The sequence below is a fragment of the Streptantibioticus silvisoli genome, from assembly GCF_027947535.2.
Classification (GTDB): Bacteria; Actinomycetota; Actinomycetes; order Streptomycetales; family Streptomycetaceae; genus Streptantibioticus_C; species Streptantibioticus_C silvisoli.
Window position 1 is genome coordinate 1 of the sequence record NZ_JAAGKO020000042.1, and the last position, 24228, is coordinate 24228.

Annotated in this window: 21 protein-coding genes; 9 read left to right on the top strand and 12 right to left on the bottom strand. The window is 71.1% G+C overall.

The genetic code is table 11. From position 1 onward, the window contains the following. Positions 1 to 297: 297 nt before the first annotated feature. The 9 genes from mmuM to POF43_RS24740 all read right to left on the bottom strand — a co-directional run bounded on the left by mmuM (position 298) and on the right by POF43_RS24740 (position 12870). A complete protein-coding gene (mmuM, locus tag POF43_RS24700; RefSeq protein ID WP_271325267.1) occupies positions 298 to 1215 on the bottom strand; it encodes a homocysteine S-methyltransferase in 918 nt (305 codons plus the stop codon). Positions 1216 to 1277: 62 nt separating this feature from the next. Then, the gene (locus POF43_RS24705) at positions 1278 to 2201 is read right to left on the bottom strand and encodes an LLM class F420-dependent oxidoreductase (protein WP_271315264.1); all 924 of its coding nucleotides are present in this window, start codon (positions 2199 to 2201) and stop codon (positions 1278 to 1280) included. 205 nt (positions 2202 to 2406) lie between these two features. Beyond that, on the bottom strand, positions 2407 to 3378 hold the full coding sequence (gene egtD, locus POF43_RS24710) for an L-histidine N(alpha)-methyltransferase (protein ID WP_271325268.1): 972 nt from the start codon (positions 3376 to 3378) through the stop codon (positions 2407 to 2409). Continuing rightward, positions 3375 to 4127, bottom strand: coding sequence for an ergothioneine biosynthesis protein EgtC (gene egtC / locus POF43_RS24715; RefSeq protein ID WP_271325269.1), 753 nt, complete (start codon positions 4125 to 4127; stop codon positions 3375 to 3377). Before egtC ends, egtD begins: the two co-directional genes overlap by 4 nt. A gap of 303 nt (positions 4128 to 4430) precedes the next feature. Next, positions 4431 to 5795, bottom strand: a complete 1365-nt coding sequence (egtB, locus tag POF43_RS24720) for an ergothioneine biosynthesis protein EgtB (protein ID WP_271324712.1) — start codon at positions 5793 to 5795, stop codon at positions 4431 to 4433. After that, positions 5792 to 7096 (bottom strand): ergothioneine biosynthesis glutamate--cysteine ligase EgtA, encoded by a 1305-nt coding sequence (gene egtA / locus POF43_RS24725; protein ID WP_271324711.1) that lies wholly within the window; start codon positions 7094 to 7096, stop codon positions 5792 to 5794. The genes egtB and egtA overlap by 4 nt, the downstream gene beginning before the upstream one ends. A 1605-nt stretch (positions 7097 to 8701) precedes the next feature. After that, the gene (locus tag POF43_RS24730; protein ID WP_271315259.1) at positions 8702 to 9085 is read right to left on the bottom strand and encodes a DUF6099 family protein; all 384 of its coding nucleotides are present in this window, start codon (positions 9083 to 9085) and stop codon (positions 8702 to 8704) included. 1121 nt (positions 9086 to 10206) lie between these two features. After that, positions 10207 to 10545, bottom strand: coding sequence for a nucleotide pyrophosphohydrolase (locus POF43_RS24735; protein WP_271324710.1), 339 nt, complete (start codon positions 10543 to 10545; stop codon positions 10207 to 10209). 483 nt (positions 10546 to 11028) lie between these two features. Then, positions 11029 to 12870, bottom strand: a complete 1842-nt coding sequence (locus tag POF43_RS24740) for an AAA family ATPase (RefSeq protein WP_443732114.1) — start codon at positions 12868 to 12870, stop codon at positions 11029 to 11031. A 271-nt stretch (positions 12871 to 13141) separates the two neighbouring features. Here POF43_RS24740 and POF43_RS24745 point away from each other — a divergent pair, with 271 nt between their 5' ends. The 3 genes from POF43_RS24745 (at position 13142) to POF43_RS24755 (ending at position 15773) form a co-directional block, all read left to right on the top strand. Then, the gene (locus POF43_RS24745; protein ID WP_271324658.1) at positions 13142 to 13780 is read left to right on the top strand and encodes a glycoside hydrolase family 25 protein; all 639 of its coding nucleotides are present in this window, start codon (positions 13142 to 13144) and stop codon (positions 13778 to 13780) included. A 92-nt stretch (positions 13781 to 13872) separates the two neighbouring features. Next, positions 13873 to 14544, top strand: coding sequence for a chaplin (locus POF43_RS24750; RefSeq protein WP_271324657.1), 672 nt, complete (start codon positions 13873 to 13875; stop codon positions 14542 to 14544). 443 nt (positions 14545 to 14987) lie between these two features. Next, positions 14988 to 15773, top strand: coding sequence for a thioesterase II family protein (locus POF43_RS24755; RefSeq protein WP_271324656.1), 786 nt, complete (start codon positions 14988 to 14990; stop codon positions 15771 to 15773). Here POF43_RS24755 and POF43_RS24760 read toward each other — a convergent pair. Beyond that, positions 15743 to 16060, bottom strand: a complete 318-nt coding sequence (locus POF43_RS24760) for a hypothetical protein (protein ID WP_271324655.1) — start codon at positions 16058 to 16060, stop codon at positions 15743 to 15745. The genes POF43_RS24755 and POF43_RS24760 overlap by 31 nt on opposite strands. 471 nt (positions 16061 to 16531) lie before the next feature. Then, positions 16532 to 18172, bottom strand: a complete 1641-nt coding sequence (locus tag POF43_RS24765) for an alpha/beta fold hydrolase (RefSeq protein WP_271324654.1) — start codon at positions 18170 to 18172, stop codon at positions 16532 to 16534. Between the two features lie 284 nt (positions 18173 to 18456). On the opposite strand from POF43_RS24765, the gene POF43_RS24770 reads away from it, so the two are divergent. The 4 genes from POF43_RS24770 (at position 18457) to POF43_RS24785 (ending at position 21131) form a co-directional block, all read left to right on the top strand. Continuing rightward, complete coding sequence (locus POF43_RS24770; RefSeq protein WP_271324653.1) at positions 18457 to 19323, top strand: LLM class F420-dependent oxidoreductase; 867 nt, start codon at positions 18457 to 18459, stop codon at positions 19321 to 19323. A gap of 457 nt (positions 19324 to 19780) precedes the next feature. Next, positions 19781 to 20287: a DinB family protein gene (locus POF43_RS24775; protein WP_271324325.1), complete on the top strand. Its 507-nt coding sequence runs from the start codon at positions 19781 to 19783 to the stop codon at positions 20285 to 20287. Between the two features lie 366 nt (positions 20288 to 20653). Then, positions 20654 to 20920: a DUF6400 family protein gene (locus POF43_RS24780; protein WP_271314019.1), complete on the top strand. Its 267-nt coding sequence runs from the start codon at positions 20654 to 20656 to the stop codon at positions 20918 to 20920. Next, positions 20907 to 21131 (top strand): hypothetical protein, encoded by a 225-nt coding sequence (locus POF43_RS24785; protein ID WP_271324326.1) that lies wholly within the window; start codon positions 20907 to 20909, stop codon positions 21129 to 21131. The genes POF43_RS24780 and POF43_RS24785 overlap by 14 nt, the downstream gene beginning before the upstream one ends. Positions 21132 to 21300: 169 nt before the next feature. On the opposite strand, the gene POF43_RS24790 is transcribed toward POF43_RS24785, so the two are convergent. Continuing rightward, on the bottom strand, positions 21301 to 22020 hold the full coding sequence (locus POF43_RS24790; RefSeq protein WP_271324327.1) for a TetR/AcrR family transcriptional regulator C-terminal domain-containing protein: 720 nt from the start codon (positions 22018 to 22020) through the stop codon (positions 21301 to 21303). Positions 22021 to 22230: 210 nt separating this feature from the next. Between POF43_RS24790 and POF43_RS24795 the strand changes: the two genes are divergently transcribed. Both POF43_RS24795 and POF43_RS24800 read left to right on the top strand, forming a co-directional pair. Next, a complete protein-coding gene (locus tag POF43_RS24795) occupies positions 22231 to 23337 on the top strand; it encodes an MBL fold metallo-hydrolase (RefSeq protein WP_271324328.1) in 1107 nt (368 codons plus the stop codon). A 19-nt stretch (positions 23338 to 23356) separates the two neighbouring features. Beyond that, complete coding sequence (locus POF43_RS24800) at positions 23357 to 23902, top strand: ester cyclase (protein WP_271324329.1); 546 nt, start codon at positions 23357 to 23359, stop codon at positions 23900 to 23902. The last annotated feature ends 326 nt before the right edge of the window (positions 23903 to 24228 follow it).

The following is a 24228-nucleotide window of genomic DNA, read 5'->3' on the forward strand; positions in this document are numbered from 1 at the left end:
GGTTCGGGGGGTCGGGGGTTCGGGGCATTGTGCCGGCCGGCGGTGGCGGGACGAGGCGTTGCACCGGACGACGATGCGAGGGCGGAGGCGTTGCACCGGACGACGGCGTGGCGGCGGACGGCACGGCGGGCAGCGGGGGCCAACGGCGGCGGGGCGGAGGCGTTGCACCGGACGACGGTGTGGCGGCGCAGGGCACGGTGGGCAGCGGGGGCCGGCGGATTCGGCGCCGGTGACTTTGGCGGGGCCGCAGACAGTAGTCGTGGCGGGAGCCGGTGACGGTGGTCGTGGCGGGACCGGTCAGGGTTCCTGCGACAGCGCGGTGGCGAGCGCGGTGATCCCGGTCGGGCCGACCCGGCAGCAGCCGCCGATCAGCCGGGCGCCGTCCGCGTACCACTGCCGGGCGGCCGACGGTGCGAATCGTGAACCGCCGTGCCACTCGCGCTGCCCGGGGTCCCAGTCCTCACCGCTGTTCGGGTAGACCACGACGGGCTTGCCGGTCGCCGCGCGGGCCACCGGGATCGCCCGGCCGGCGTCCAACGGCGTACAGCAGTTGACGCCGACCGCGACCACCTCGGGAACGTCCGCCGCCAGCCCGAACGCCTCCGCCAGCGGCTGACCGGCCCGCGTCACCCCACCGGCCACGCTGTAGGACAACCACACCGGCAATCCGATGCCGTCGACCACCCGCAGCAACGCCTCCGCCTCGACCACGTCCGGCACGGTCTCCAGCGCCAGCACGTCCGGCCCCGCCTCCGCCAGCGCCTCGATCCGCGGCCGGTGGAACCGTTCCAGCTTCGGCACGCTCAATCCGTACCGGCCGCGGTACTCACTTCCGTCCGCGAGCATCGCCCCGTACGGTCCGACCGACGCCGCGACCCACACGCCCTGCCGCTCCCCCACCGCCCGCCGGGCCAGCGCCACGCTGTCGCGCAGCACCTCCGCCGCCCGCGAACGGCGCACGCCACGCCGTACGAAGCCCTCGAACGTCGCCTGATAACTGGCCGTCGTCAGCACCCGCGCCCCCGCCGCGAGGTAGGCCCGGTGCGCCGCGACGACCTGCTCCGGCTCCTCGGCGAGCACCCTCGCCGACCACAACTCGTCGGTCAGATCGCAGCCCTGGGCGGCGAGCTGATTCGACAGCCCGCCGTCCAGGACCACCGGCCCGGCCGCGATCGCGTCGGCGAACGCCACCGGACCACCAGCCGAACCTTTCATCCGACGATCACCCCGCCCGTCAGCGCTCTCCGGTGCCTCTCGCTCTGCGGCAGCCGACTGTCTCAGCCGAGCTGCGACTGCACCTGCGAGGAGATCAGCTCCAGGTGGTCCAGGTCGTCCAGGTCGAGGATCTGCAGGTAGAAGCGGCTGGCCCCGGCCTCGGCGAACCGGCCGATCTTCTCGACCACCTCGGCGGGCGTGCCGGCCAGCCCGTTCTCCCGCAGTTCGGCCGCGTCCCGGCCGATGGCGGCCGCCCGCCGCGTCACCTCGGCGTCGTCCTTGCCGACGCAGGCGACCAGCGCGTTGGAGTACACCAGCTCCTGCGGGTCCCGGCCGATCTCACGCGCGGCCTCCCGCACCCTGCCGAACTGCTCCCTGGTCTCCTCCAGCGAGCCGAACGGCATGTTGAACTCGTCCGCGTACCGCGCCGTGAGCTTCGGCGTGCGGCTCGCGCCCTTGCCGCCGATGAGCACCGGCAACCGGTCCTGCGCCGGCTTGACCAGCGCCGGGGCGTCCGTGAGCTGGTAGTGCGTGCCGTGGTGGCTGAACGTCTTGCCCGCCGGCGTCGACCACAGCCCGGTGACGATCGCCAACTGCTCCTCCAGCCGGCCGAACTTCTCCTTCGGGAACGGGATGCCGTACGCCTTGTGCTCCTCCTCGTACCAGCCCGCGCCCAGGCCGAGCTCGACCCGCCCGCCCGACATCCGGTCGACCTGCGCGACCTCGATCGCCAGCACCCCCGGCAGGCGGAACGTCGCCGCCGTCATCAGCGTGCCCAGCCTGATCCGGCTCGTCTCCCGCGCCAGACCCGCCAGCGTGATCCACGCGTCGGTCGGCCCGGGCAGGCCGTCGACGTCACCCATCTTCAGGTAGTGGTCGGAGCGGAAGAACGCGTCGAATCCGAGGTCCTCGGTGGCCTTGGCGACGGTCAGCAGCGTCTCGTACGAGGCGCCCTGCTGCGGTTCGGTGAAGATACGAAGATCCATGCCTCCTATCCTGCCCCTTCCTCCCGCACGGGGCAGGGCGGGGCGATCCGGAAACGGCGAGCCGGCGCCGGCGGTCCGCAGCTCACGTCTTCAGCTCACATCTTCAGCTCACGGTCTTCAGGGGGCGGCCAGGTCATCGGGACTCCGGTGTTCGGGACTCCGGTGTCCGGCGCTCCCGATTTCGGCGCTCCCGTTTCGGCGGGGCTCAGGGGCGGACCGCCAGCGAGAGTGCAAAGCGGTGCTCGGCGTCGGTCCACCAGTGACGTTGCTCCAATCCGGCGGCCAGCAGTTCGTCGCGCACCCCGCTCTCGCGGAACTTCGCCGAGATCTCGGTCCGGATCTCCTCGCCACGGGCGAACTCGACCTTCAGGTCCAGCGCGGGGATCTTGGCGGTGAACGCCGCGGTGGCCCGCAGCCGCATCTCGATCCACTCGTGCTTGGCGTCCCAGCGGGCGACGTGCTCGAAGGCGTCCGGATCGAGGTCCGCGCCGAGTTCCCGGTCCAGGACCGCCAGCACGTTCTTGTTGAACGCCGCCGTCACCCCGGCCGCGTCGTCGTAGGCGGCCACCAGGGTCCGTTCGTCCTTGACCAGGTCGGTCCCCAGCAGCAGCGCGTCGCCCGGCGCCAGCGCGTCGTGCACCCGGCGCAGGAACTCCGCACGCTCCGAAGGCAGCAGATTCCCGATCGTGCCGCCGAGGAACGCCACCAGCCGCGGCCCGTCGGCCGGCGGCAACGTCAGCCCGGCCTGGAAGTCGGCGATCAGCGCGTGCACCGCCAGCCCCGGATAGTCGGCGATCAGCGCCCGCCCGGCCTGTTCGAGCGCCGACTCGCTGACGTCGACCGGAACGTACCCGGTCAACGTACCGCCGGCCCGCAGCGCCTCGATCAGCAGCCGGGTCTTCTCCGACGATCCGGAGCCCAGCTCGACCAGCACGCGGGCACCGGTGACCGCGGCGATCGCACCGGCCTCGGCCGCCAGGATCGCCCGTTCCGCGCGGGTCGGGTAGTACTCGGGGAGTTGGGTGATCTCCTCGAACAGCTCGCTGCCTCTGGCGTCGTAGAACCACTTGGGCGGCAGCCATTTCGGCTCGGCCGTCAGTCCGTTGACGACGTCGGCGCGCAGGGCGCGTGCGGTGGCGTCGGCGGGCAGTTGCCTGGTCAGGGTGAAGGCACTCATACCGGCGGCTCCTTGAGGGGGGTTGCGTCGATCCCGTCGGGGCGGGCCAGGATCACCGTGCGATCCGGGACCCGCGTCCAGCCGGGCGCGTCGTCGTAGGGTTCCGAGGCGACGACCACGTGGCTGCCGCGCTCCCATCGGTGCCAGAGCGTGTCGCCCCAGGCGGTGGCGGCGATGGTCTCGCCGTCGGTCAACAGCAGATTGAGCCGCGCCGGAACCCGGGCGGCCACCTCGGTGACGGTGTCGGCCAGCGCCTCACCCGGCGACGCGCCGTCACGCAACCGGTGCAGGACCAGCGCCCACACCAGCGCCGAGTCGCAGCGCGCCTCCAGGTTCAGCAGTTCCTCGGCCGGCAGCCGCCCGGCGAGCGCGGCGACCGAACCGGGCCAGCCGGGCAGGGCGCCGTTGTGGCTGAACAGCCAGCGCCCCTCGCCGTAGGGCGCCGCGGCCGAGGCGTCCGGCGCCGAACCGTCCGTCGTGTCCCGCACCGCGGCCAGGATCGAGCCGGACCGCACGACCCGGGCCAGGTCCGTGAACGACGGATCGGCCCACATCGGCCCCGCCCGGCGGTACCGCGCCGGCACTGGGTCACCGGGCGCGTACCACCCCACGCCGAACCCGTCCGCGTTCACCGTGCCGTGCTCCTGCTGACGCGGCGCCCACGCCTGTCGGTACAGCGCGTACGCCGGCTCGACCAGCACCGTGCCCAACCGCACGGGTGGACCGAGATAGGCGACATGACGACACATCGGAACTCCTCATTGACGCTCGGAATCGGCCTTCGACATCCGGGCTTGGGGCTTTGGAGCTTGGGGCTTCGGAGCTGGGGGCTTGGGGCCTGGGCTTGGGGCCTGGGGCAATCGACTCGGGCGTTCGGCTTGGGCTTGGGTAATGGGGCTTGGGCAATCGGCCGACGGGGCCTTGCAGGCGGCAGGCGCTTCGGACCGAGGGAATGGCGGTGCCACCGTGTCCCGTGCCCGGGCCGGCGCGCCCGGGCACGGGTCCACCTCGGGTGGGACCCGAGGACTCCGACGGATCACCGCCCGGCGCGGTCAGGGCGTGGCTGGACGTGCGTCGCGCGCGGTCCGGAAGCCGGCGAATATCTGGCGGCGCACGGGATAGTCCCAGTTGCGGAACGTGCCGCGGCACGCCACCTCGGCCACCGAGAACGCGCCACCGCGCAGCACCTTGCACTCCGGGCCGAAGAAGACCTCGGAGTACTCCCGGTACGGGAACGCCCGGAACCCCGGGTACGGCAGGAAGTCGCTCGCCGTCCACTCCCACACGTCACCGATGAGCTGGCGCACGCCCTGCGGCGAGGCCCCCTCCGGGTAACTGCCGGCCGGGGCCGGCCGGAGATGGCGCTGCCCGAGGTTGGCCAACCGGGCACTGGGCTCCGCGTCACCCCACGGGAAACGGCGGGACCGGCCGCTGTCCGGGTCGTGCCGTGCCGCCTTCTCCCACTCCGCCTCGGTCGGCAGCCGCCGTCCCGCCCATCGCGCGTAGGCGTCCGCCTCGTACCAGCTGACGTGCAGCACCGGTTCGTCGTCCGGAACCGGCTCGACGGTGCCGAACCTGCGCCGCGACCAGCCCTCCCCGTCCCTGCGCCAGGACATCGGCGCCTCGATCCCCTGGTCGCGCACCATCCGGTATCCGGCCGGCGCCCACCACCGCGGCTCGTGGTACCCGTTGTCCGCGATGAAACGCTTGTACGCCCCGCACGTCACCGGCACGGTGTCGAGGAAGAACGGCGGCACGTCCACCCGATGCGCCGGCCGCTCGTTGTCCAGCGCCCACGGCTCACTGTCGGTCCCCATGACGAACGGCCCGCCAGGGATGAGGACTTCGGCCGGCAGCGTAGCCGCGTCCGCCGGCGCCGGGCCCGGTGCCGGCGCGGTGAGGGCCGCCGGACCGCTGCGCAACTGATGGGTGATCAGCATCGTCTCACCGTGCTGCTGCTCGTGCTGCGCGATCATGCCGAACGCGAACCCGGCGTCCAGCAACGGCTTGCCGTGCAACGCCGTGACCTCCAGCAGGTCGAACACCCTGCCGCGCACCTCGGCCGCGTACCCGCGCGCCTCACCGGGTGACAGCAGCGGCAACATCGGCCGCTCGGACCGCGGATGCTCGAACGCGTCGTAGATCGAGTCGATGTCCGGCCGGATCGCCTCCCGCCCACCGACGGCGCGCAGCAGCCACAGCTCCTCCTGGTTGGCAATGTGCGCCAGGTCCCAGACCAGCGGCGACATCAGCGGCGAATGCTGGGCGATCAGGTCGCTCTCGTCAACGCACGTCGTCAACACGTGGGTTCGAACCCGCGCGCCGTCCAGCACCCTGACCGCCCGGCGCCGCGTCTCCTCGGGGTCGAAGACGTCCCCGGTACCGCGGGGGTCGGACGGGGGAAGTGATGTGGTCATGATGCTTCGTCCTTCCCGCTGAGCGGGCCCGCCGCCGCGGCCGGCCGCCGCGCCGGAGTGAAAGTCTTCTGGTCGAGCAGGTCGTCGGCGGGACATCGGCCCCGAGCGACGTACCGTTCCGTGAACTCGGCCACCGCGTCCTGGATCGCCGCGCTCGCGCCCAGTCGCGGCAACGCCTCCCGCGCCGCGTCGAAGCACGCCGCAGCCGCCAGCCGCAACGCCGCGTCCGTCATCCCGTGCCGTGCCGCCCGCCGCCACAGCGGGTTGCCCGGCGCTCGGTAGTACGGCCGCAGGTCCAGCGGTCGCACCGCTTGCAGCGCCGTCCGCGACGCCACCGGATCGTCCAACAGCGCGGTGGTCACGGCCAACGGCACGATCCACCCGTCCTCGCCCGGCTGCGCGTCGATCATCCGGAACTCCAGATGCCCTTGCGGCCGCACCGGCGGAAACAACGTCGTCAGGTGATACGCCAGATCGTCCGCCGTCGGCCGCCGCGACGCCGCGCTCCGACCGGCCAGCCACTCACGGAACGTCAGCCCGCTCGGCACCTCCCACGGTCCGCTGTCCCGCCGCACACACAGCACCGGCGTGCCGAGCGCGTAGGCCACCCACGCGTCCCTGGGGTCTTCCGCCTCATCCGGCGCCCGAGTGCGCGCCGGGTCCAGTGCCGCCCACACCGCCTGCCGCGTCGAGCGGATACCGGTCGGCCTTCCCCTGCTGAACGGTGAGTTGGCGAAGGCGGCCACCAGAACCGGTCCCAGCAGATGCGCCAGCCGCCACCGCTGCCGATACCCCTGCGACCCCGCACCCTCCGTGCCGGAGTCCAGGCAGACCTGCACCGAGGCCGTACTGCCCATCATCGCCCGCCCGACCGGCCCTGCCCGGTCGAAGTACTCCTCCATCGCGGCGTACCGCGGCAACGTCAGCACCCGCCGCGGCCGATGCCACGGATCATGCCCGAACCCCGCCAACCCCAGCCCGTGCTCCCGCAAACACTCCCGAACCGCTTCCAGATCGCGGTTCATGGTCTCCACACACCCGGTGAGCGACTCCTCCGGCGGCGAACTCAGCTCCACCTGCCCGCCCGGCTCCTGCGTCAACGCGGAACGCAGCGGAAGTCGCTCCAGATCTGTGTACGCCGCCCGCAACCGCACCGGACCCACCGGCACCAACGGGTCGCCATCGTCGTGCACCAGCCACTCCAGCTCCACGCCGACCTTGCGCGGCGGGCCGTTCTTGAAGCAGATGCCGTGCACACGCGCCGCAGCCTCCGCCTCATCGATCAACGTGACGTCACTCATCGCCGGACCCCCAGTCACGGTCTTCCTCGGACAACCATTCCACTGCATCACGTTCCCGGGCATATCGCACGCCCTTTATCGAACTACAGTTCCTTTCTCCTCATCCATTGCCTCCTTCTCTGCCCGCCGTCGCCGTCACCAATCCCCACGAATTGACCACCTCTCCCCACATCCGGCAAGCCTCCGGGGAACGCATACTCGCCCCGCCCCGGCAATCCGTCCGCGACCTGCGGATTCCGTGATCCTTTGCCGATTTCGGTCCGCCCGGCCGCACCGCCGATCCAGGCCGACCGCATGCGCCGCGTCCACGGCGGCCGACGCACCTTGCCTCCCTCACCGGAGGGGCCCGCCCCGGGAAGACCGCCGTACTCCGCCCGCTGCATCAGCGCCACACATCTCCTCCCTCCAGCCGATCCCTCCGGGCCCCTCCGGTCTCTCCGATTGCCGCTCCGCCCGATTGCCCGACTGCCGCTCCGCCCGATCGCCCGACTGCGTCCACCCCGAGTGCCTCGACTGCTGCTCCATCCGATCGCCCGACTGCCGCTCCGCCCGATTGCCCGACTGCCGCTCCGGCGTCTTCCCCACGGGGCCGTTCGACCAGGTCACGGTCCGCGATCTCGCCGGCCGTCCGGCTGGGCTCTTCCCCCGGCTTGCCGAGGTCGGAATCCACTGCATTCGGTGTCACCCGAATGGCCGCTGCCTGCGGTCACCTACGGCTCGGCACCCCTCCCTGCCGCGTCGCCGGCGGCAGACGGCAGACGGAAGCTGCTGGCAGCCGCCCCCGTGGACCTCGAAGGCCTGGACGCCCGCCTCGAACCATCCGCCAACCGATCGCGCGATCCCTCCGAAGACGGACACCATGCGGCCGTGGACGGCGGACCGGAGGGCGGCGAGCGACGGGCGACCGGCGACCGGCGACCGGCGACCGGCGACGGCAAGGCTGCCACTGCGAGGCCTCCCGGCCGACGCGGTTGCCGCCGCTGCGGACTTCGCTTCAACCGCTGGCGCCAACCCGTCCATTCAGGGCCACGGTGGACAGTCGCGAGCAACGAAAGCGGCGATGTGTGAACCACGCAGGACACCTACCACTTCTCCCACGGGTTCTCCGATGAGCGAAGCGCTCATGCGCAACTGGTTGATCGATGGCAGCGACCGATGCGTCGCGCCTGAACGTCCACCAGCCATCGCCTCCCTCCCAATCCTCGAAGTCCTCAACGTTCCCGACGTCCTCAACTCACAGATCCCAGCGAATGCGATGGCGGCCCAGAGGCCGTGCCGGTCGATCAAGCCGGCGCGGCTGGCTGACCCATTGCGATCGGACCGTTGAAGCCCCAGCCATGGGGCGGACCCCTTGAGCCAGGGGGCGTTGAAGCCCCAGCCGTGGGAACTGCCCTGTTGAGCCCGGTCCGTCGAAGTCCCAGCCATGGAGGCGCAGCCGTTGAACCAGGGGCGTTGAACTCGGCCTTGCCATCCCAAACCGATCCGCTGGATCAATCGATCCGGTCAACGGAAGCCCGACGCGTCGGCACGGTCGGAACAACCGTGGCGCGGACCGAAACAACTAGCCGCCGGTGATCGTTCGCAGAGAGTCGGGGCCGGGGCCTTTCAGGGTGGCCCCGGACCCGGCGAACAGAGCTCCAGGAGTGCCCGCACCTGGTCAGCGGCCTCAGCGATGGCATCAGCTGCCTCGATACAGCTCCAATAGAGAGCCAACTCCTCCGTCGAACGCGCGAGAGCGACCAGCGCGACCCCAGCCTCACCGGATATCGCCAACAGGTCCCGCAACGCACCGTCCGGCCGCCGAACCGACGTCAGCCGCACCGCCCTCACCGACCCGGCTCGCACTCCGGGCAGTGGATTCATGGCAAGGCGCCCGACAACAGCTTCGACCAGAGCATGGGCTTCCCATGCCTCGGCCACGACAGCCCGTTCCTCAGGTGCGGCGGCGATCGCGAAACGCGTGATGGCGATCAGGCGTGCGGCGTCCATAGCAATTCCCTCCCTCGCGACCGCCCGCAAGCGGATCGCATCCGGTTCTTTCCGCGCCTCCCCTCGGGGCAGCGCTCGACTGTCCTCACTCAGCCCGTTCAACGGACCGCGCTTGACTCGCTACTTACAGTGACATCGATCGCAAGCGAGCGCTAGAGAAGGGGAAAGATCCGTGGATAGAGGAGCATTTGTGGATAACTCAGTTACACGATCCGGTTGATTAGGCCTCGAAGTGCGAAATCAGCCGTCGGACCGGGGCAAGCTTGACTCAGCCGAGGGGCGCTCTTCGCCGAGGCGGCATCCAGCCGCCCGACTCCGCCCGCACAAGGCCCGGTCACGCCGACGATCGAGCCTCGCGCGGCAAGAGCATTCCCACGGCGCGCGGCAAGTCGGACGAGAGGAGGCGAGATGTAGGAGAGAGCGGCAGAAGCCGGCTGAGGACCGCCGGACAGGTCAACGGCGGCTGGACGGAGCCGCGGAGGCGGTCAGGCGGTCAGGCGGTCAGGCGGTCAGGCGGTCAGGCGGTCAGGCGGTCAGGCGGTCAGGCGGTCAGGCGGTCAGGCGGTCAGGCGGTCAGGCGGTCAGGCGGTCAGGCGAAGCCAACTGCATGGCGGCGGGCGGGCGCCGTCAGCGAGTGGGTGTGTCCAAGCGGTCCAAGACATCGTCGAAACGGAAGACCGGAGACCACGGTCCTCGGGGCCAGGTCTTGCGGGGACAAAGTCGAAAGTGGAGAGGGATTCGAGCAATGAAGCGTTCAGAGTCGGAGTGGTACGGACGGAGCCCTGGAGGGGACCGCCCAAGGGGTCGTGCTCTGGGAGACGTTGGAGGGCATGGAGGACAAGGTTGGAATCACTCGCCCCCTTGAGGACGGCCTACTCGACGCCAGACACTTTGAAGACGCCCGGCGTTGAAGGAGACAACCCCGAGAAAGCGTGGCTGAACAAGCACCGGCAGGTGGCGATTCACGCGCAAGTCGCTGCCCAAGCCGCCCGGGAGTCGAGGCTTTGAGGCTGACGAGGCGGTGCCGTGCGTCTTCAAAGGCGTTGAACTCCATACGGCGATCCGATGGCAAGGGATCGCCGATCCATGGATAGCCGGTCAGGTCATCCGAGATATACGGATCAGGTGTTGGAGTCGGCCTCGGGGACGGGGAAGCGATGCTCATTACGGTCGATCTTGGCTGACAGAGCGGAAAGGAGGTCGATGGCGAGCGAGTCGCAGAACTGAAGGAGGTAGGCGAGGACGTCGGCGACCTCGTCGCGGACCCTGTGGGCCGTATCGGAATCGGCCATCACGGCAGCGGACTGCTCGGGCGTCAGCCACTGGAAGATCTCCAGCAACTCCGACGCCTCAACGCTCAACGCGGCGGCTAGGTTCTTCGGGGTGTGGAACGGCTCCCAGTTGCGGGCCGTCGCGAACGCGGTGAGTCGGCGCCGCAGCGCGTTGATGTCTTCGGTCATCCCGCAGGTCTACCTCATCAACGCTGACAGCGCCGGGGAGCGTTGCGCGGTCCGAAGACGTGGCCGCTGAAAGCGCTCCGTGTCCCCGCCGGCGGAGCGGCGTCGAGCCCCGCGGCAGCAACCGTCAGCCATCACACCCCCTACCAGCGTCCCCCTACCGCCACGCACCGCCTCTCGCCCCCGCCCCCGCCCAGACCTACCCGGCCAGAACCACCACCGCCTGCCTCCGCCAACCATCTCCTACCACCGCCACCACCGCCATCCGCCCCTACCTCCGGTCTCGTCCACCACCCCCGTCTCCAACTGCCAACCGCCGACAGCATCTACCGCCCCCGGACTCCCCCTTCCACCGCCAGCCGCGCGTCCACCGCCCGTTCCCCTTCGCCGCCCGCCCCCTTCACCGGCGGCACCGGCGGCACCGGCGACTGCTTCACTGCCCGCCCCCCTCACCGGTGTCCGCCCCCGCCTACCGCCCGCCCCCGCCTACCGCCCGCCGCCGCCGAGGTCGCCGCGGCGGAGGTGGATGACCGTGATGCCGTCGGCGGTGACGGTGGCGGGGTCGTGGGTGGTGGCCAGGACGCGGACGTGGCCGTGTTCGGCGGCGCGACGGGCGACGGCGAGGAGGGCCGCTGTCTGGGCGTGGTCGAGGCCGGCGTCGAAGCCGTCGGCGACGACCGTCATCGCGCGGAGGGCAGGCGGGACCTCGATGCCCTGGTCCATCTCCAGGACGCCGGGACCGGTGAGGAGGACCAGGGCGAGGGCGAGGAAACGGAGTTGGCTGTCGCCGAGGCGGTCGACGGGGGTGAGTCCGAGCGGGCCGCGGTCGAGGGCGGCCATGACGCCTTCGCGGGGTTCGGCGGTGGCCGGGGCTGTGCCGCAGGCGTTGCGGGGATCGGGGGTGGACCGGGAGGAGGGACGACCGGTTCGCGTGCCGGTGGAGCGGACGGAGGTGCGGCCTCGGAGACGTTCGCGGAGACCGGGATCCGGCTCCGGGACGACCGGGGGCAGGTCGCGGCGGGTGACGACGATGCCGTCGAGAGGACCGTCGGTCACGGAGCGAACCGCGTCGACGAGGATGCCGTGGCGGATGCGGCATTCGGCGTTGGTGCGGTTGAGGACGGCGGAGAGGTTGTCGCAGCCGGCGCGCAGCATGCCGTCGGTGGGAAGGGAGGGGGAACGCATGCCGGAAGGTACGGGAGCGACGGGGAAGACGGCGCGTAGGCCGATCAGCATTTGTTCAGCCGCCTCGATGACCAGGCGTTGGCCCTGGGTGGTGCCGGCGACGCGGAGTGGGAGGAGGGCAGTGGCGAGCCGGTCGTCCGGCAGGGGTGCGCGGGTGACCGGGACAGCGCCGGCGGTGTACCAGGCGGCTTGGACGGAGGAGCGGGACGGATCGCGGAGGGCGGTGGTCAGAAGGGGGAGGTCCGAGCCTGTCAACCGCTCGCCGACAACGCGGAGTTCGGGCTCCGTCTGGACGGCGAGGTCGAGCCGGACCTCGCCGGATGGGCCGTTGACGGTGCAACCGAGGTGGAAGCCGCGGCGGCCCTGGTCGTCGGGGCGGCTGCTGTCCGGGGCACAGGCGTTGACGCCGCCGCTGACGGTTTGCTGGATGGCGGTGGCGAGTTCGTCTCCGGCGGCGAGGCGGGACAGCAGGACGAGGGCTTCAAGGGCGCTGGACTTCCCGGTACCGGCGTCCCCGGCGAAGACCGTCACCGGTCCGAGCGGGAAGACGGCGCCGCGGTGCGACTTGAAGGCGGAGAGCCGCAACTCGGTGACGGTCGGGCGCAACGCGGGATACGCGGCGGGGGCTGGTTCGGTCGCGAGGGGCTGTCTCGGGGTCGGGAACTCGGTGAACGCAGCCAGTACGTCGCCGTCGGTGCTCTCCGCAGCCTCGTCCGTGACGGAGTCGCGTTGCTCGACCACGGCGGGCCCGGGGTGGTCGAGCGCAACGGACCGGTCCCGCTCGCTCAGCATGGACTCGCAAGGGGCAGCAGGTTCAGCACCGGCGGCCTCGGACTCCAGCCCCGTCGCGGCCTGCGCCCTCACCTGCGTCTCCGTCTCCAACTCGTTGCCCTCCGTAGGTCGCGCCCCCGACGCCAGACCGTTCATCGACCGCGCCCCCGTCTCCGAACCCGCTCCCGGACCCGCTCCCGTCACCAGCCGCACCCCCGACTCCGGTTCCACTCCCCTCACCGGCCGCGTCCCCCGCTCCAGACCCGTTCGCGGGGTCGGCGGGGAAGGGTGGGTGGGTTGCTTGTTGTTGGCCCCGGCTCCGTTGGAGGGGGTGTTCGCCGTGCCGACCGTGTCGGCGTTCGCCAGCTCCATGGGGGGACGGTAGCGACGGGAGGTGGTGAGGAACCGTTACGCCTGACCGCGTTTCCACCGAAAGAGTTACAGAAAGTAATAGAGCACCTTATATGTGCTTTGGCGGCCGAAGCAACGATGAGGTAGCTGGTGTCGGTTAATGCGATGAAAGCAGATGGATGCGTGAAATTCGCGACGGCGGACAGCCGAATGACGGACAATCGGACCGGAGTCGTACGCGCGACGGCTCACCGAGAGATGAACGCCCGCCCCCGCCCCACAGGAGGCTCACGTGTTGCATGGCATCGACGTCAGTTCGTACCAGTCGAGCGATTACTCGACCTCCGGCCTGTCCTTCGTCTTCATCAAGCTGACCGAGGGGATGTCGTACGTCAATCCGAAGTGGACCGCGCAGCGCACCAGGGCGCGGGGAGCCGGGCTGGTTACCGGGTTCTACCACTATCCGCATATCGCCAACTCCCCCACCGCCGAGGCGGATCACTTCCTGGAGCAGATCAACCTGACGGCCGGTGACATCCTGTGTCTGGACTGGGAGTGGTACGGGCAGGACGTGTCGAACGCGCGGGCCCGGTCGTACAAGGACACCTGGCTGTCGCATGTGAAGTCGAAGGCGCCGGCGCACCGGGTGGTGCTGTACAGCGACCGTTCCAACTGGCTGAACGTGGACGAGGATTCGCACTGCGGGGACGGCTTGTGGATCGCGGACCCCACGGCGGCCGGGCATCCGCGGGTGAAGCATCACTGGACGTTCCACCAGTACGCGGAGTCGTCGGCCGACAAGGACGTGGCGAATTTCTCGTCCGCGGCGGCGCTACGGTCCTGGGCCGGTGTGGCGAAGGCGGCGGACGAAGAGGTGGCGGGGCCGGCAACACCTGTCGCCAGTCGTACCGGTGACGACTCGAAGGGGTGAAATCCGGTCGGGCCATAACCCCGGCCGTCCGAAGACCGTTGCCTCCGGTGCGGGCGCATGTCCCGTGAGCGATTCCGGAAGGCAGGAGACCTATGAGACTGGACGCCAGGAAGGGCCTGGTCACCGCGTTGGCCGCTGGTGGGGCGTTGGCTGCCGCCGCCGGATGCGCGCAGGCGGACGCGGGGGCGCAGGGCACCTCCATCGGTTCGCCGGGCGTGCTGTCCGGCGACCTCGTGCAGATCCCCATCCATCTGCCGGTCAACGTGTGTGGAAACACCGTCAACATCGTGGGACTGCTGAACCCCACCACGGGCAACAGCTGCGCGAACACCTCGCAGGGCACCGGCACCGGAACGGGCCCCGGCGCCGTCAACAACGGCGGAGCCGCGGCCGAGGGCACTGCGGCGGGATCGCCGGGCGTCGGATCGGGCCTGACGGTTCAGCTGCCGGTCCACGTGCCGGTCAACGTCAGCGGCAACTCGGTCGGCGCGGTCAGCGTGCTGAACCCGACCACGGGCAACACCGCGGTGAACGGTTCCGCGCCGGCGCCGACCGTCACGCACCGCACCGCGGCACCGCGGCCCGTGCCGCAGACGCCGAACCGGCCGGTGCCCCAGGTGGTGGAGCGGGCGCACACGCTGCCCGCGCAGGCGATGCTGGCCCACACCGGTTCCGACGGCATCGGGTACATGGCGGCCGGCAGCGCGGCGAGCCTGCTGGGCGGCATCGTGCTGTACCGGCGGTTCCGTCCGGGCCGCGGCTGACCGCATACGCACATCGCCGACGGCGGGCAACATGACTCACCGCGGCCGGGACGAACCCCTTCGTCCCGGCCGCAGGCGCTCGCCCGGTTTCCGGTACGGCAATTCACCTGGGGCACGGCTCCCCCCGACGGGAGCCCGGCGGCAGGCGTTCAGTCCGATGCCCCGGACCTGCCGAAGGCGTTCGCCCGGCTACCCGACCCGTAGCCGTCGACGGCGTTCACCCCGACGTCCCGGCTCTACCGAAGGCGTTCACCGCACGCCGTGCCCGCACGACCGCCCGAAGACGCCCGTCCCCGCACCGCCCCGCACCCCGGCTCCCGTCCCTGTCCCCGCCCCGCCTCCACATCCGGGCCAGTTCCATATCCGCACCCACCGGAGGCATCCCCCTCGCCGGTCGCAGTCCGCCCTGCATACTGGGCGCAACTGACGAAGGAGATCATCGGATGTCCAGCCGATCACCCTGGCTTGTCGCTCTACGGTCCGAGGCCGCAGCGACGCGCCGTCTCGTCTGCTTTCCGCACGCCGGGGGCGGGACGTTGTTCTTCCACTCCTGGGTGAAGCACGTCGGGCCGGACGTGGAGCTGCTGGCCGTCGGGTATCCGGGGCGGGAGAGCCGGTTCGAGGACCCGCTGGTGGGGTCCGTCGCTGAGGCGGCCCGTGCGGTGGCGGACGCGTTGCTGGCCGAACCGGCCCGGGAGACCGTGCTGTTCGGGCACAGCATGGGCGCGTCGATCGCCTACGAGACCCTGCGGCTGCTGGACGCGGACGGGCGGTCGGACGTCACCCGGCTGTGCGTGTCGGCGCGGCGGGCCACCGGGTTCCCCGAACCGATGAGGACCACCCCGCGCGACGACGACGAACTGCTCAGCTCGATGCGGCAGCTGGGCGGCACGCATCCGGAGCTGCTGGAGAACGCCAGCTTTCGCGAGATGCTGTTTCCGATCATCCGGAACGACTATCTGCTGGTCGACACCTACCGGCCGGACCCGGACGCCAAGCTGCTGGACGTCGACGTGCAGGTCGTGATCGGCGCCGACGATCCGCGGGTGAAGCCGGAGGAGGCAGCCGCCTGGGAGGGGGTCACGCGGGGCTCGTTCGACATGTGGACGATGACCGGCGGGCACTTCTACCTCACCGAACACGTCGCCGACGTGGTGTCCCTGGCGCTGACCGGCGAGCTGGCGGAGGCCGGTGGCGGTCAGCGGTCCCGGAGCCTGCGGACCCCGTAGAGCAGCAGTTGCGGCGCGACGACCAGGGCGAGGAAGAACAGCAGGTACCAGCCGAAGCCCGCGTGGTGGGTGTGCCGTTGCAGGACGTGGGCCAGGTAACCGCCGAGCGGGATGGCGACGGCGTTGTAGAGCTTGCCGCGAAAGGCGGCGTCGTCGCGCCGCATGCGGTCGATCCGCTCCGGGGTGTCCATGTACTCGCGGTAGTTCTCCAGGCGGTCGCTCCACTGCTCGGACCGGACCCACTCGTCCTCCCGGTCCCGCCCGGCCCCCGGCCGACTCCAGCTCATGTACGCCTCTCCCCCGTCACGACCGCGCCGCACCGCGCCGACCCCGGCGCCACGCCCGCCATCCGGCGCCACGCCCGCCACGCACGCCGCGCCGACGACGGCTCCGGCTCCACGCCGGCTCCGACTCCGATGCCACCGCCGGCTCCAGCTCCCAGCTCCGACGCCAACGGATGACCACGCCTCAACACGCCAACGTCAACACACCACCACGCCAACGTCAACGCGCAGGCTGAACGTCAACGGGAGCGACCGCGTCGACCCCGACCCCGACCGCGGCCCAGCACCGGCACCGGCACCGGCACCGGCACCCGCACCCGCACCCGCACCCGCACCCAACGAACCCCGCGAACGCCCGTGCGCCGGAGCCCGAAGGCTCCGGCGCGGCAGCGGGATCGTGGAATCGACCGGTGTAATCGGCGGGACCGGTGAATCGGGGGAATCGGTGGGATCGACCGGTGAGGGTCGGGGGAATCACATGGTCACGGTCGGCTTGACGACGGTGTCGACGAAGTCGCCGATCGCGCCCAGGGTCTTCCCCAGCTGCTCGATGTGCGGGAAGTGACCGGCGTCGGGGACCGGAACGAAGTGGCCGTTGGGGAACGAGGCGGCGTAGGCACGGCCGTACTCGACCGTGGCGATGCCGTCCTGCTCACCCCAGGCCACCAACACCGGCACGGCGACACGGTGCAGGTGGTGCCGCAGCTTCGGGTCGTGCGTGAACGCCTCGCCCCCGTAAGTCGCGAGCGCCTTCTGGTTGGCGCCCACCGCGGCCCGCTGCTCGTCGCTGAAGGAGGAGAAGTCGGGGCGGAAGGCCGGGTTGACGAAGGACAGCTCGCCGATCTGCGCCGGGGGCACGGTGCGGGGGTCGGTGATCTGCTTCTCGTCGCCGGGCTCGACGCCGAGTGCGTTGAGCAGGGTGAACGCGCCGATGCGGCCGCGGGTGTCGCGCAGTGCCATCTCGGCCGCGACCCAGCCACCGAACGAGTTGCCGATCACCATGACCCCGCTCAGGTCCAAGGTATCGAGCAGATCCAGGTAAGCGGTCGCCAGATCCGCGGCCGAGTCACACCACTGCGGACGCTCCGTGCCGTCGAACCCCGGATGCATCGCCGCGATGACGTACACGTGCTCGGACAACGCCGTCGCGAGACCCGCCATCGAACGGGGTCCGGCGCCGCCGTGCAGCACCAGCACGGCGCTGCTCTCGGTGGTGTCGCCGTACTCGGCGATGGTGACGGTCAGGCCGTCGGCCAGGTCGACGGTCCGGGAGGTGCTGGTGACGGCGGGGGCGGTCACGGTCGGCTTGACGACGGTGTCGACGAAGTCGCCGATCGCGCCCAGGGTCCGTCCCAGCTGCTCGATGTGCGGGAAGTGACCGGCGTCGGGGACCGGAACGAAGTGGCCGTTGGGGAACGAGGCGGCGTAAGCACGGCCGTACTCGACCGTGGCGATGCCGTCCTGCTCACCCCAGGCCACCAGCACCGGCACGGCGACACGGTGCAGGTGGTGCCGCAGCTTCGGGTCGTGCGTGAACGCCTCGCCCCCGTAGATCACGGTGGTGCGCCCATTAGCGGCCATGGTGGCCCGCTGCCGGTCGTCGAGCGCGGCGGGGCTCAGGCGGGTGGCCGGGTCGTGGAAGGCCAGCCGGCCCAGTTCGGCCACGGGGAGTCCGCGGGTGTCGACGAGTTCGTCGCGGCGGTCGGCCTCGACGCCGAGTGCGTTGAGCAGGGTCAGCGCGCCGATGCGGCCGCGGGTGTCGCGCAGTGCCATCTCGGCCGCGACCCAGCCACCGAACGAGTTGCCGATCACCATGACCCCGCTCAGATCCAAGGCATCGAGCAGATCCAGGTAAGCGGTCGCCAGATCCGCGGCCGAGTCACACCACTGCGGACGCTCCGTGCCGTCGAACCCCGGATGCGTCGCCGCGATGACGTACACGTGCTCGGACAGCGCGGTCGCGAACGCGGTCATGGAGTGGGGTCCGGCGCCGCCGTGCAGCAGCAGGACCGCGGTGCCCTCGGAGGTGTCGCCGTACTCGTCAACGGTGATCGACAGGCCGTCGGTCAGGTCGACGGTGCGAGAGGTGCTGGTGGACATCGGGTCGTTCATCATGCGGAATCCTTATCCTGAGGGCTGGCTCTCAGGAATATAGAAGGCTCTCGCCACTTCATGCAAGCCCACTCTCACCACGAGAGTCGCCCCGCCACGAATGGGCGATGCGGCGGCGGCCGGCGGAAGGGGTGAGCGGGACGCAGTCGCTCCGCGAGCAATGCCACCAACCGACCGCCGCCACGCCAAGCAATGCAGACGGCACACCCTCACCACGAGAGGTAACTTGCATCGCACGACGCGAGTCATCTACGTTAACGAGAGTACACTCTCACAAAGGGGCAGCGGTGGAGATCGGTCTGCACATCTCAGACTTCACGTATCCGAGCGGGCCGAGCGGGCTCGCCGACGACCTCACGCGGGTCGTGGTGGCCGCCGAGGAGGCCGGCTTCGCGCGGGTCAGCGTCATGGACCATCTCTGGCAGATCGGCGTGGCGGGCCCGCCGGAGCACGACATGCTGGAGGCGTACACCACGCTCGGCTACCTCGCGGCCCGCACCTCGCGCGTTCAGCTACTGGCCTGGGTGACGGCCGTCAGCTACCGGCAGCCGGGGATGCTCGCCAAGCTGGTGAGCACGCTCGACGTCCTGTCGAAGGGCCGCGCCTGGCTCGGCATCGGCGCGGCCTGGAACAGTGCGGAGGCCGCCGGCCTGGGCCTGCCGTTCCCCGGCACCGCCGAGCGGTTCGAACGGCTGGAGGAGACGCTGCAGATCTGCCGGCAGATGTGGAGCGCGAACGAGGGCCCGTACGAGGGCCGGCACTACCGGCTCACGCGCACGCTGAACGTCCCGCAGCCGATCCGGTACCCGCCGATCCTGATCGGCGGCGGCGGGGAGAAGAAGACCCTGCGCCTGGTCGCGCGCTACGCGCAGGCCTGCAACCTGTTCGCCGGCCCGGACCTGGAGCGCAAGCTCGACGTCCTGCGCGAGCACTGCCGGGCCGAGGGCCGCGACTACGACGACATCGAGAAGACCGTCATGCTCTCCCTCGACCCGGGCGACCGGGGCGAGAAGATCGACGGCCTGCTGGCGCAGTTGGAACGGCTCGCCGCGCTCGGCTTCGCCGAAGCGCACGGCCGGGTACCGCGGGTCTGGGAGACCGAGCGCCTCGCCCTGATCGGCAGGGAGATCGTGCCGGCGGTCTCCGGGCTCTGAGGGGACCGATTGCCGGCGGGGGTGGGACGGGCGTCGCGAGGCGGATGTCGAGGGCGAGGCCGAGGGCAAGGCGGATGTCGGAGGCGGGACGGATACCGCGAGGCCGATGTCGGAGGCAGAACCGGCGGCGGAGGCGGGACGAACGGCGGGAGGCGACCGACGCCGGAGGTGAGTCGAACGTCGGAGGTGGCGGGTCGAACCTCCCGCCGGCCCCCTGCCTGGCCCCCACCACCGCAAGACCACCCCCGCCCCAGCAGAGCCAACCGCAGGACCACCACCGCCGCGGGAAAACAGCCCCCTGTACAGGCCCCGCCCCCTGGTGGACCCTGGTGCCCGTGAACGACACGACGGGCGATCGGGCTCGGCCCGGCGCCATCAAGGACCCGGCCGGAGAACCCCGGAAACCGCGGACCGCCGCTTCCCACGGCCCCGCCGACCGCATTCAGGAGAACACACGGTGACCACCGCGCCGGACCCCGAAGTCCGAACGCTGCTGTCGTTCCTGGCCGGGCAGCGCCGCCATGTCCTCGGCGCACTCGACGGGCTCGACGCGGAGGCGTTGCGGCGGCCGGTGCTGCCGTCGGGGTGGAGCTGTCTGGGACTGGTCCAGCATCTCGCGCTGGACGTCGAGCGGTTCTGGTTCCGCGCGGTCCTCACCGGTGACAAGGACGTCATCGCGGCGCTGGACGACGCCGACGACGCCTGGCAGGTGGGGCCCGACGTGCCGGTCGCGGACGTTCTGGGCCGTTACCGCACGGAGGTGGACCTCGCGGACGCCGTCGTCACCGCGGCGGCCGCGGACACCCCCTTGGCCTGGTGGCCCCGTCACCTCTTCGGCGAACCGCACCTGCACACTCTGCGGGACATCCTGCTGCACGTCATCACCGAGACCGCCTGCCACGCGGGCCACCTCGACGCGGCACGGGAGCTCATCGACGGGCGGCAGTGGATGGTCCTGCCCTAGGGGCACGGCCGGCGTCCGCCGTTCCCCGTCACGGGGGCCGGAGGAGGCCCGGGGTCCGCGCCGACCCCCTGCGCTGCGCGCCACGAAGCGAGGCGGGCCGCGGAAGGGCGGGGCAGCGCTGGCCAGTGAATATCTTCATACCGGCTGCCGTCCACCGCCCGGTTCCCGATAACGGGCCCCGTTCACGATTCCCGTTCGGCGGTCCCCGTGCGGCGATTCCCGGTCACGTTCCCGTGCGGCGGCCCCCGTGGGCCTCCGTGCGACATTCGTCGCATTGTGACGCGGGGACTTCTGCGGTCGGCGGCCCTTTGTTAGACAGGAAGGAGGGGGCAGGCAGACGCGACAGGCGAGACCCGGGAACGCACCGTGACAGATGACGGCTCCAGCGAGCACATATCCGCATTCGACATCGACCTGACCCGTGAAGAGGCCCGGCGGCAGACCGAGGTGATCGCGGCGCTCGGCCCGGACTGGGATCCGGTCGCCGTCCTGGAGGGCGAGCGGGAGGCGTACCGCCTGCTCTACTCCGGACTGGACGCCGGGCAGCTGGCGACGTACCGGCGCCTGGAGGCGGCCGGCGTGCTGCCCCCGCTGCCGCCGCCGGCCGAGGGGGACGGCCATGCTGCCCATTGACCCGACCGCCGACATCGGACGGCGGGCCTGGGTGCCCTGCCCCGGCTGCGAGAACCACCGCGGCTGCGCGACCTGCGAGGCCGGCCGCAACTGCCCGGACCACTGGCGCTACCTGCTGTCCAACACCGGCCGCCTGCTGCACCTCCAGTGCCCGGCCTGCGCCCACCTGTGGTCCTGGGACTCCGGCTTCGGCAGCCGCCCGACCGGCTGACGCCACGACTCCGGCGCGCCCGCCACACCACCGGCTTCCGCGACCCCGCCGCCGTCCACCGGCGTCCGCCACCCCACCGGCGTCCGCCATCCAACCGCCTACGCCACCCCACCGGCGTCCGCCATCCAACCGCCTACGCCACCCCACCGGCGTCCGCCACCCAGCCCTCCTACAGCGACCCACCGCTGTCCGCCACCCCACCGCCATCCATCACCCCGCCGTCGTACGGCAACCCCGTGCGGGTCGCCAGGCCGGCGATCAGCGTTTCGAGACCGTAGCGGAACTCCGCGTCGTGATCGCTGACGGCCAGGTGCGGCGCGACGGCGGCCAGGAGGGGGTCGCCGGTGGCCGTGATCTCCTCGACCCGGTGCCGTACCTGGTCCGGGTCCATCACGCCGACGGTGATGGCCGAGCCCAGTTCCCGCATGATCGTGCCGATGACGAAGGCGACGTAGGTGCGCAGCGCGTGGACGAGTTCCGACGGCGGGAGGGGGACGCCGGACAGGCCGGACAGTGCGCAGCGGATGGTCTCCAGGGCGGACGCGGCGTGCGGGGGCCGGGTGAGGACCAGCTGGAACGCCCTGGGGTGCCGCTTCGCCGCGGCCCGGAAGGCGTTGGCGTTGGCGCGGACGCGGTCCTGCCAGGAGCCGGTGCCGCCGGCGGACAGGTCGATGCCGGCGAGCAGCAGTTCGGCGACACCGTCGAGGAGCGCCTCCTTGTTCGGCACGTGGTTGTAGAGCGACATCGTCTCGACGTCGAGTTCGTCGGCCAGCCGCCGCAGGGAGAAGGCGTCGAGGCCGTCGCGTTCGATCACGGTGACCGCCGCGGCGATCACCTTCTGCCGTGTCAGTCCCAGCCGCCTGCCGCGGCCGGTGCCCCGAGTGCCCATCCGCCGCCTCCTGCGCGGGTCGGCGGTAAGGACCGCCGCCAGCAAGGTCGTTGACATCACTTACGGCGTAAGTCTAGCGTCCGGAGCGAAGACCGGCATGGCAGGTCTTCTGCTCCCGAGGACGCGGCCCGGCCGAGGGAGGACCGACTCGGACCGGCAGCGCCCGACCGCACACCGGGGCGGACGGCCGCCGGACATCCTGGGGGAACCGTGCAACTCGCCTGGCGGGACGCCGACGTCGCCGACATGCCGACGATCGGCACGCGGATCACCACGTTCGACGGCCTGCGGCAGGTGCCCGGCGGCCACGGTGCCCGGCTGGAGTGGGTCCGCGCCCGGGCGAAGGCGTTCCGTGCCGAGTTCACCTCCACCGGAACGCCCGCGAGCGTGACCACCTGCGACCTGGTGACCCTGCCGTATCCCACGCGGTTCGGGCTCTTCCGGGCCAGCCGTGCGGTGGCGCCGTTCCTGGCCATCACCAACCGCATGCTGGTCATCCGCTGGCAGGACGGCGACGGGCGCCGGCGCGTTCTGCTGTTCGAGCCGAGCGACGTCGAACTGGGCCGCAGCACGCCCTACTTCGCCGCGCTGGCCCGGCGCACCCCGGCCGCGCTCAGCTCCCTGCTGGTCACCGAGCACGGCACGGTCCTCGGTCACCTGGCCCGGCTGGGCATCGCGCCCGAAGAGGTCGACTATCTGATGTTCGACCACCTGCACACCCAGGATCTGCGCCGCTGGGTCGGCACCACCACCCCGCAGCCCGACCTCGGCGGCGCCGTGGTGGAACCGCTGCTGCCGAACGCCAAGGTCGTCGTGCAGCGCGACGAACTGCTCGCCATGACGTGCCTGCACCCGATCCAGCGCCCCTGGTACCAGCCGGAGGCGTTCCGTGCCGTGCGCACCGGCGCGTTCCTCGCGGTCGACGGCGCACTGCTCCTCGGGCCGGGCGTCGCCGTGCTCGCCACCCCCGGCCACGTCCACGGCAACCAGACGCTCGCGCTGAACACCTCCACCGGAGTGTGGGCGAGCAGCGAGAACGCCATCGCCGCCGAGTGCCTGACCCCCGAGCACTCCCGCATGCCGGGCATCGCGCGGTGGACCCGGACCTGGCAGCAGGAGGTCGTCCTGAACGCCAACACCATCGAGACCACCGCGGAGCAGTACAACTCGCTGGTGCTGGAGAAGACCCTGGTGGACCGCTCCCAGGCCGACCCGCGGTTCCTCCAGTTCTTCCCGTCCAGCGAGCTGACCGCCGCGTGGACCAACCCCGGCACGAAGCCCACCTTCTCCCACCACGCCATCCACCACGCCGCGTGACCAGCCCCCCGGAGCACCCGTGATCACCGAAGACGTCCGCAAGGCACGCCAGAAGCTGGTCCTCGACCACTTCCACGACGAGGTCCGCCAGGACTGGGACGACGTCCTCGCGACCTTCCCGCATCCGCACTACGAACTGATCCCGACCATGACCGTCCACGACGGCGATGCGACGGTCCGGGGTTATTACCATTCCACGCGGCTCGCGTTCCCCGACCAGGACCACGAGATCATCGCGTTCCGGCACAGCGACGACGCCGTCATCGTCGAGTTCTGGCTGCTGGGCACCCACCTCGGCCCGCTCGGCGGCATCCCGCCGACCGGCAGCCGCTTCCGGGTGCGCATGACCGCCTACTTCATCTTCGACGAGCACGAGAACCTCGTCTGCGAGCGCGTCTACTTCGACAGCCTCAGCATGCTCAAGCAACTCCTCGGCGGGATCAACCTGAAGAACCCCAGGAACTGGCTCCTGGTCGCCCGCTGCCTCAAGGGCGCCCTCGGCGCCAGCGGCGGCACCCCCGACCCGTCCCTCGTACACACCACACCGCCGGTCCTTGCGGACTGAGCGGACGGTACGGGCAGGCGGGCGTACGTGCGTATGCCGAGGTGCCGGTGAGGTCGGTGGCGTCGTCGGCGTCGGCGTCGGTGCCGACGAGGCGTCGTCGGCGGCATCGGTGACGTCAGGACGCCGGCCGGCATCGCCGGCGTAGGAGCGCCGCCTGCGACGGTGACGTCAAGGCACCGCCGACATCGGTGACGTCAACGCGCCGCCTGCATCGGTGACGACGAAGCGCCGCTCGGCAACGGTGACGTCCGGCCCGGTCCGCCGAGAAGCCGAGAACATGTGCGCGCAGGTCTTGCGGGCGATGCGTGGTGCGGATAGAAACCCCG

Coding starts and splice junctions, on each gene's coding strand:
- mmuM (WP_271325267.1), bottom strand. CDS start 1,215: ATGAAAGGTTCGGCTGGTGGTCCGGTGGCGTTCGCCGACGCGATCGCG.
- POF43_RS24705 (WP_271315264.1), bottom strand. CDS start 2,201: ATGGATCTTCGTATCTTCACCGAACCGCAGCAGGGCGCCTCGTACGAG.
- egtD (WP_271325268.1), bottom strand. CDS start 3,378: ATGAGTGCCTTCACCCTGACCAGGCAACTGCCCGCCGACGCCACCGCA.
- egtC (WP_271325269.1), bottom strand. CDS start 4,127: ATGTGTCGTCATGTCGCCTATCTCGGTCCACCCGTGCGGTTGGGCACG.
- egtB (WP_271324712.1), bottom strand. CDS start 5,795: ATGACCACATCACTTCCCCCGTCCGACCCCCGCGGTACCGGGGACGTC.
- egtA (WP_271324711.1), bottom strand. CDS start 7,096: ATGAGTGACGTCACGTTGATCGATGAGGCGGAGGCTGCGGCGCGTGTG.
- POF43_RS24730 (WP_271315259.1), bottom strand. CDS start 9,085: ATGGACGCCGCACGCCTGATCGCCATCACGCGTTTCGCGATCGCCGCC.
- POF43_RS24735 (WP_271324710.1), bottom strand. CDS start 10,545: ATGACCGAAGACATCAACGCGCTGCGGCGCCGACTCACCGCGTTCGCG.
- POF43_RS24740 (WP_443732114.1), bottom strand. CDS start 12,870: ATGGAGCTGGCGAACGCCGACACGGTCGGCACGGCGAACACCCCCTCC.
- POF43_RS24750 (WP_271324657.1), top strand. CDS start 13,873: ATGAGACTGGACGCCAGGAAGGGCCTGGTCACCGCGTTGGCCGCTGGT.
- POF43_RS24755 (WP_271324656.1), top strand. CDS start 14,988: ATGTCCAGCCGATCACCCTGGCTTGTCGCTCTACGGTCCGAGGCCGCA.
- POF43_RS24760 (WP_271324655.1), bottom strand. CDS start 16,060: ATGAGCTGGAGTCGGCCGGGGGCCGGGCGGGACCGGGAGGACGAGTGG.
- POF43_RS24765 (WP_271324654.1), bottom strand. CDS start 18,172: ATGATGAACGACCCGATGTCCACCAGCACCTCTCGCACCGTCGACCTG.
- POF43_RS24785 (WP_271324326.1), top strand. CDS start 20,907: ATGCTGCCCATTGACCCGACCGCCGACATCGGACGGCGGGCCTGGGTG.
- POF43_RS24790 (WP_271324327.1), bottom strand. CDS start 22,020: ATGGGCACTCGGGGCACCGGCCGCGGCAGGCGGCTGGGACTGACACGG.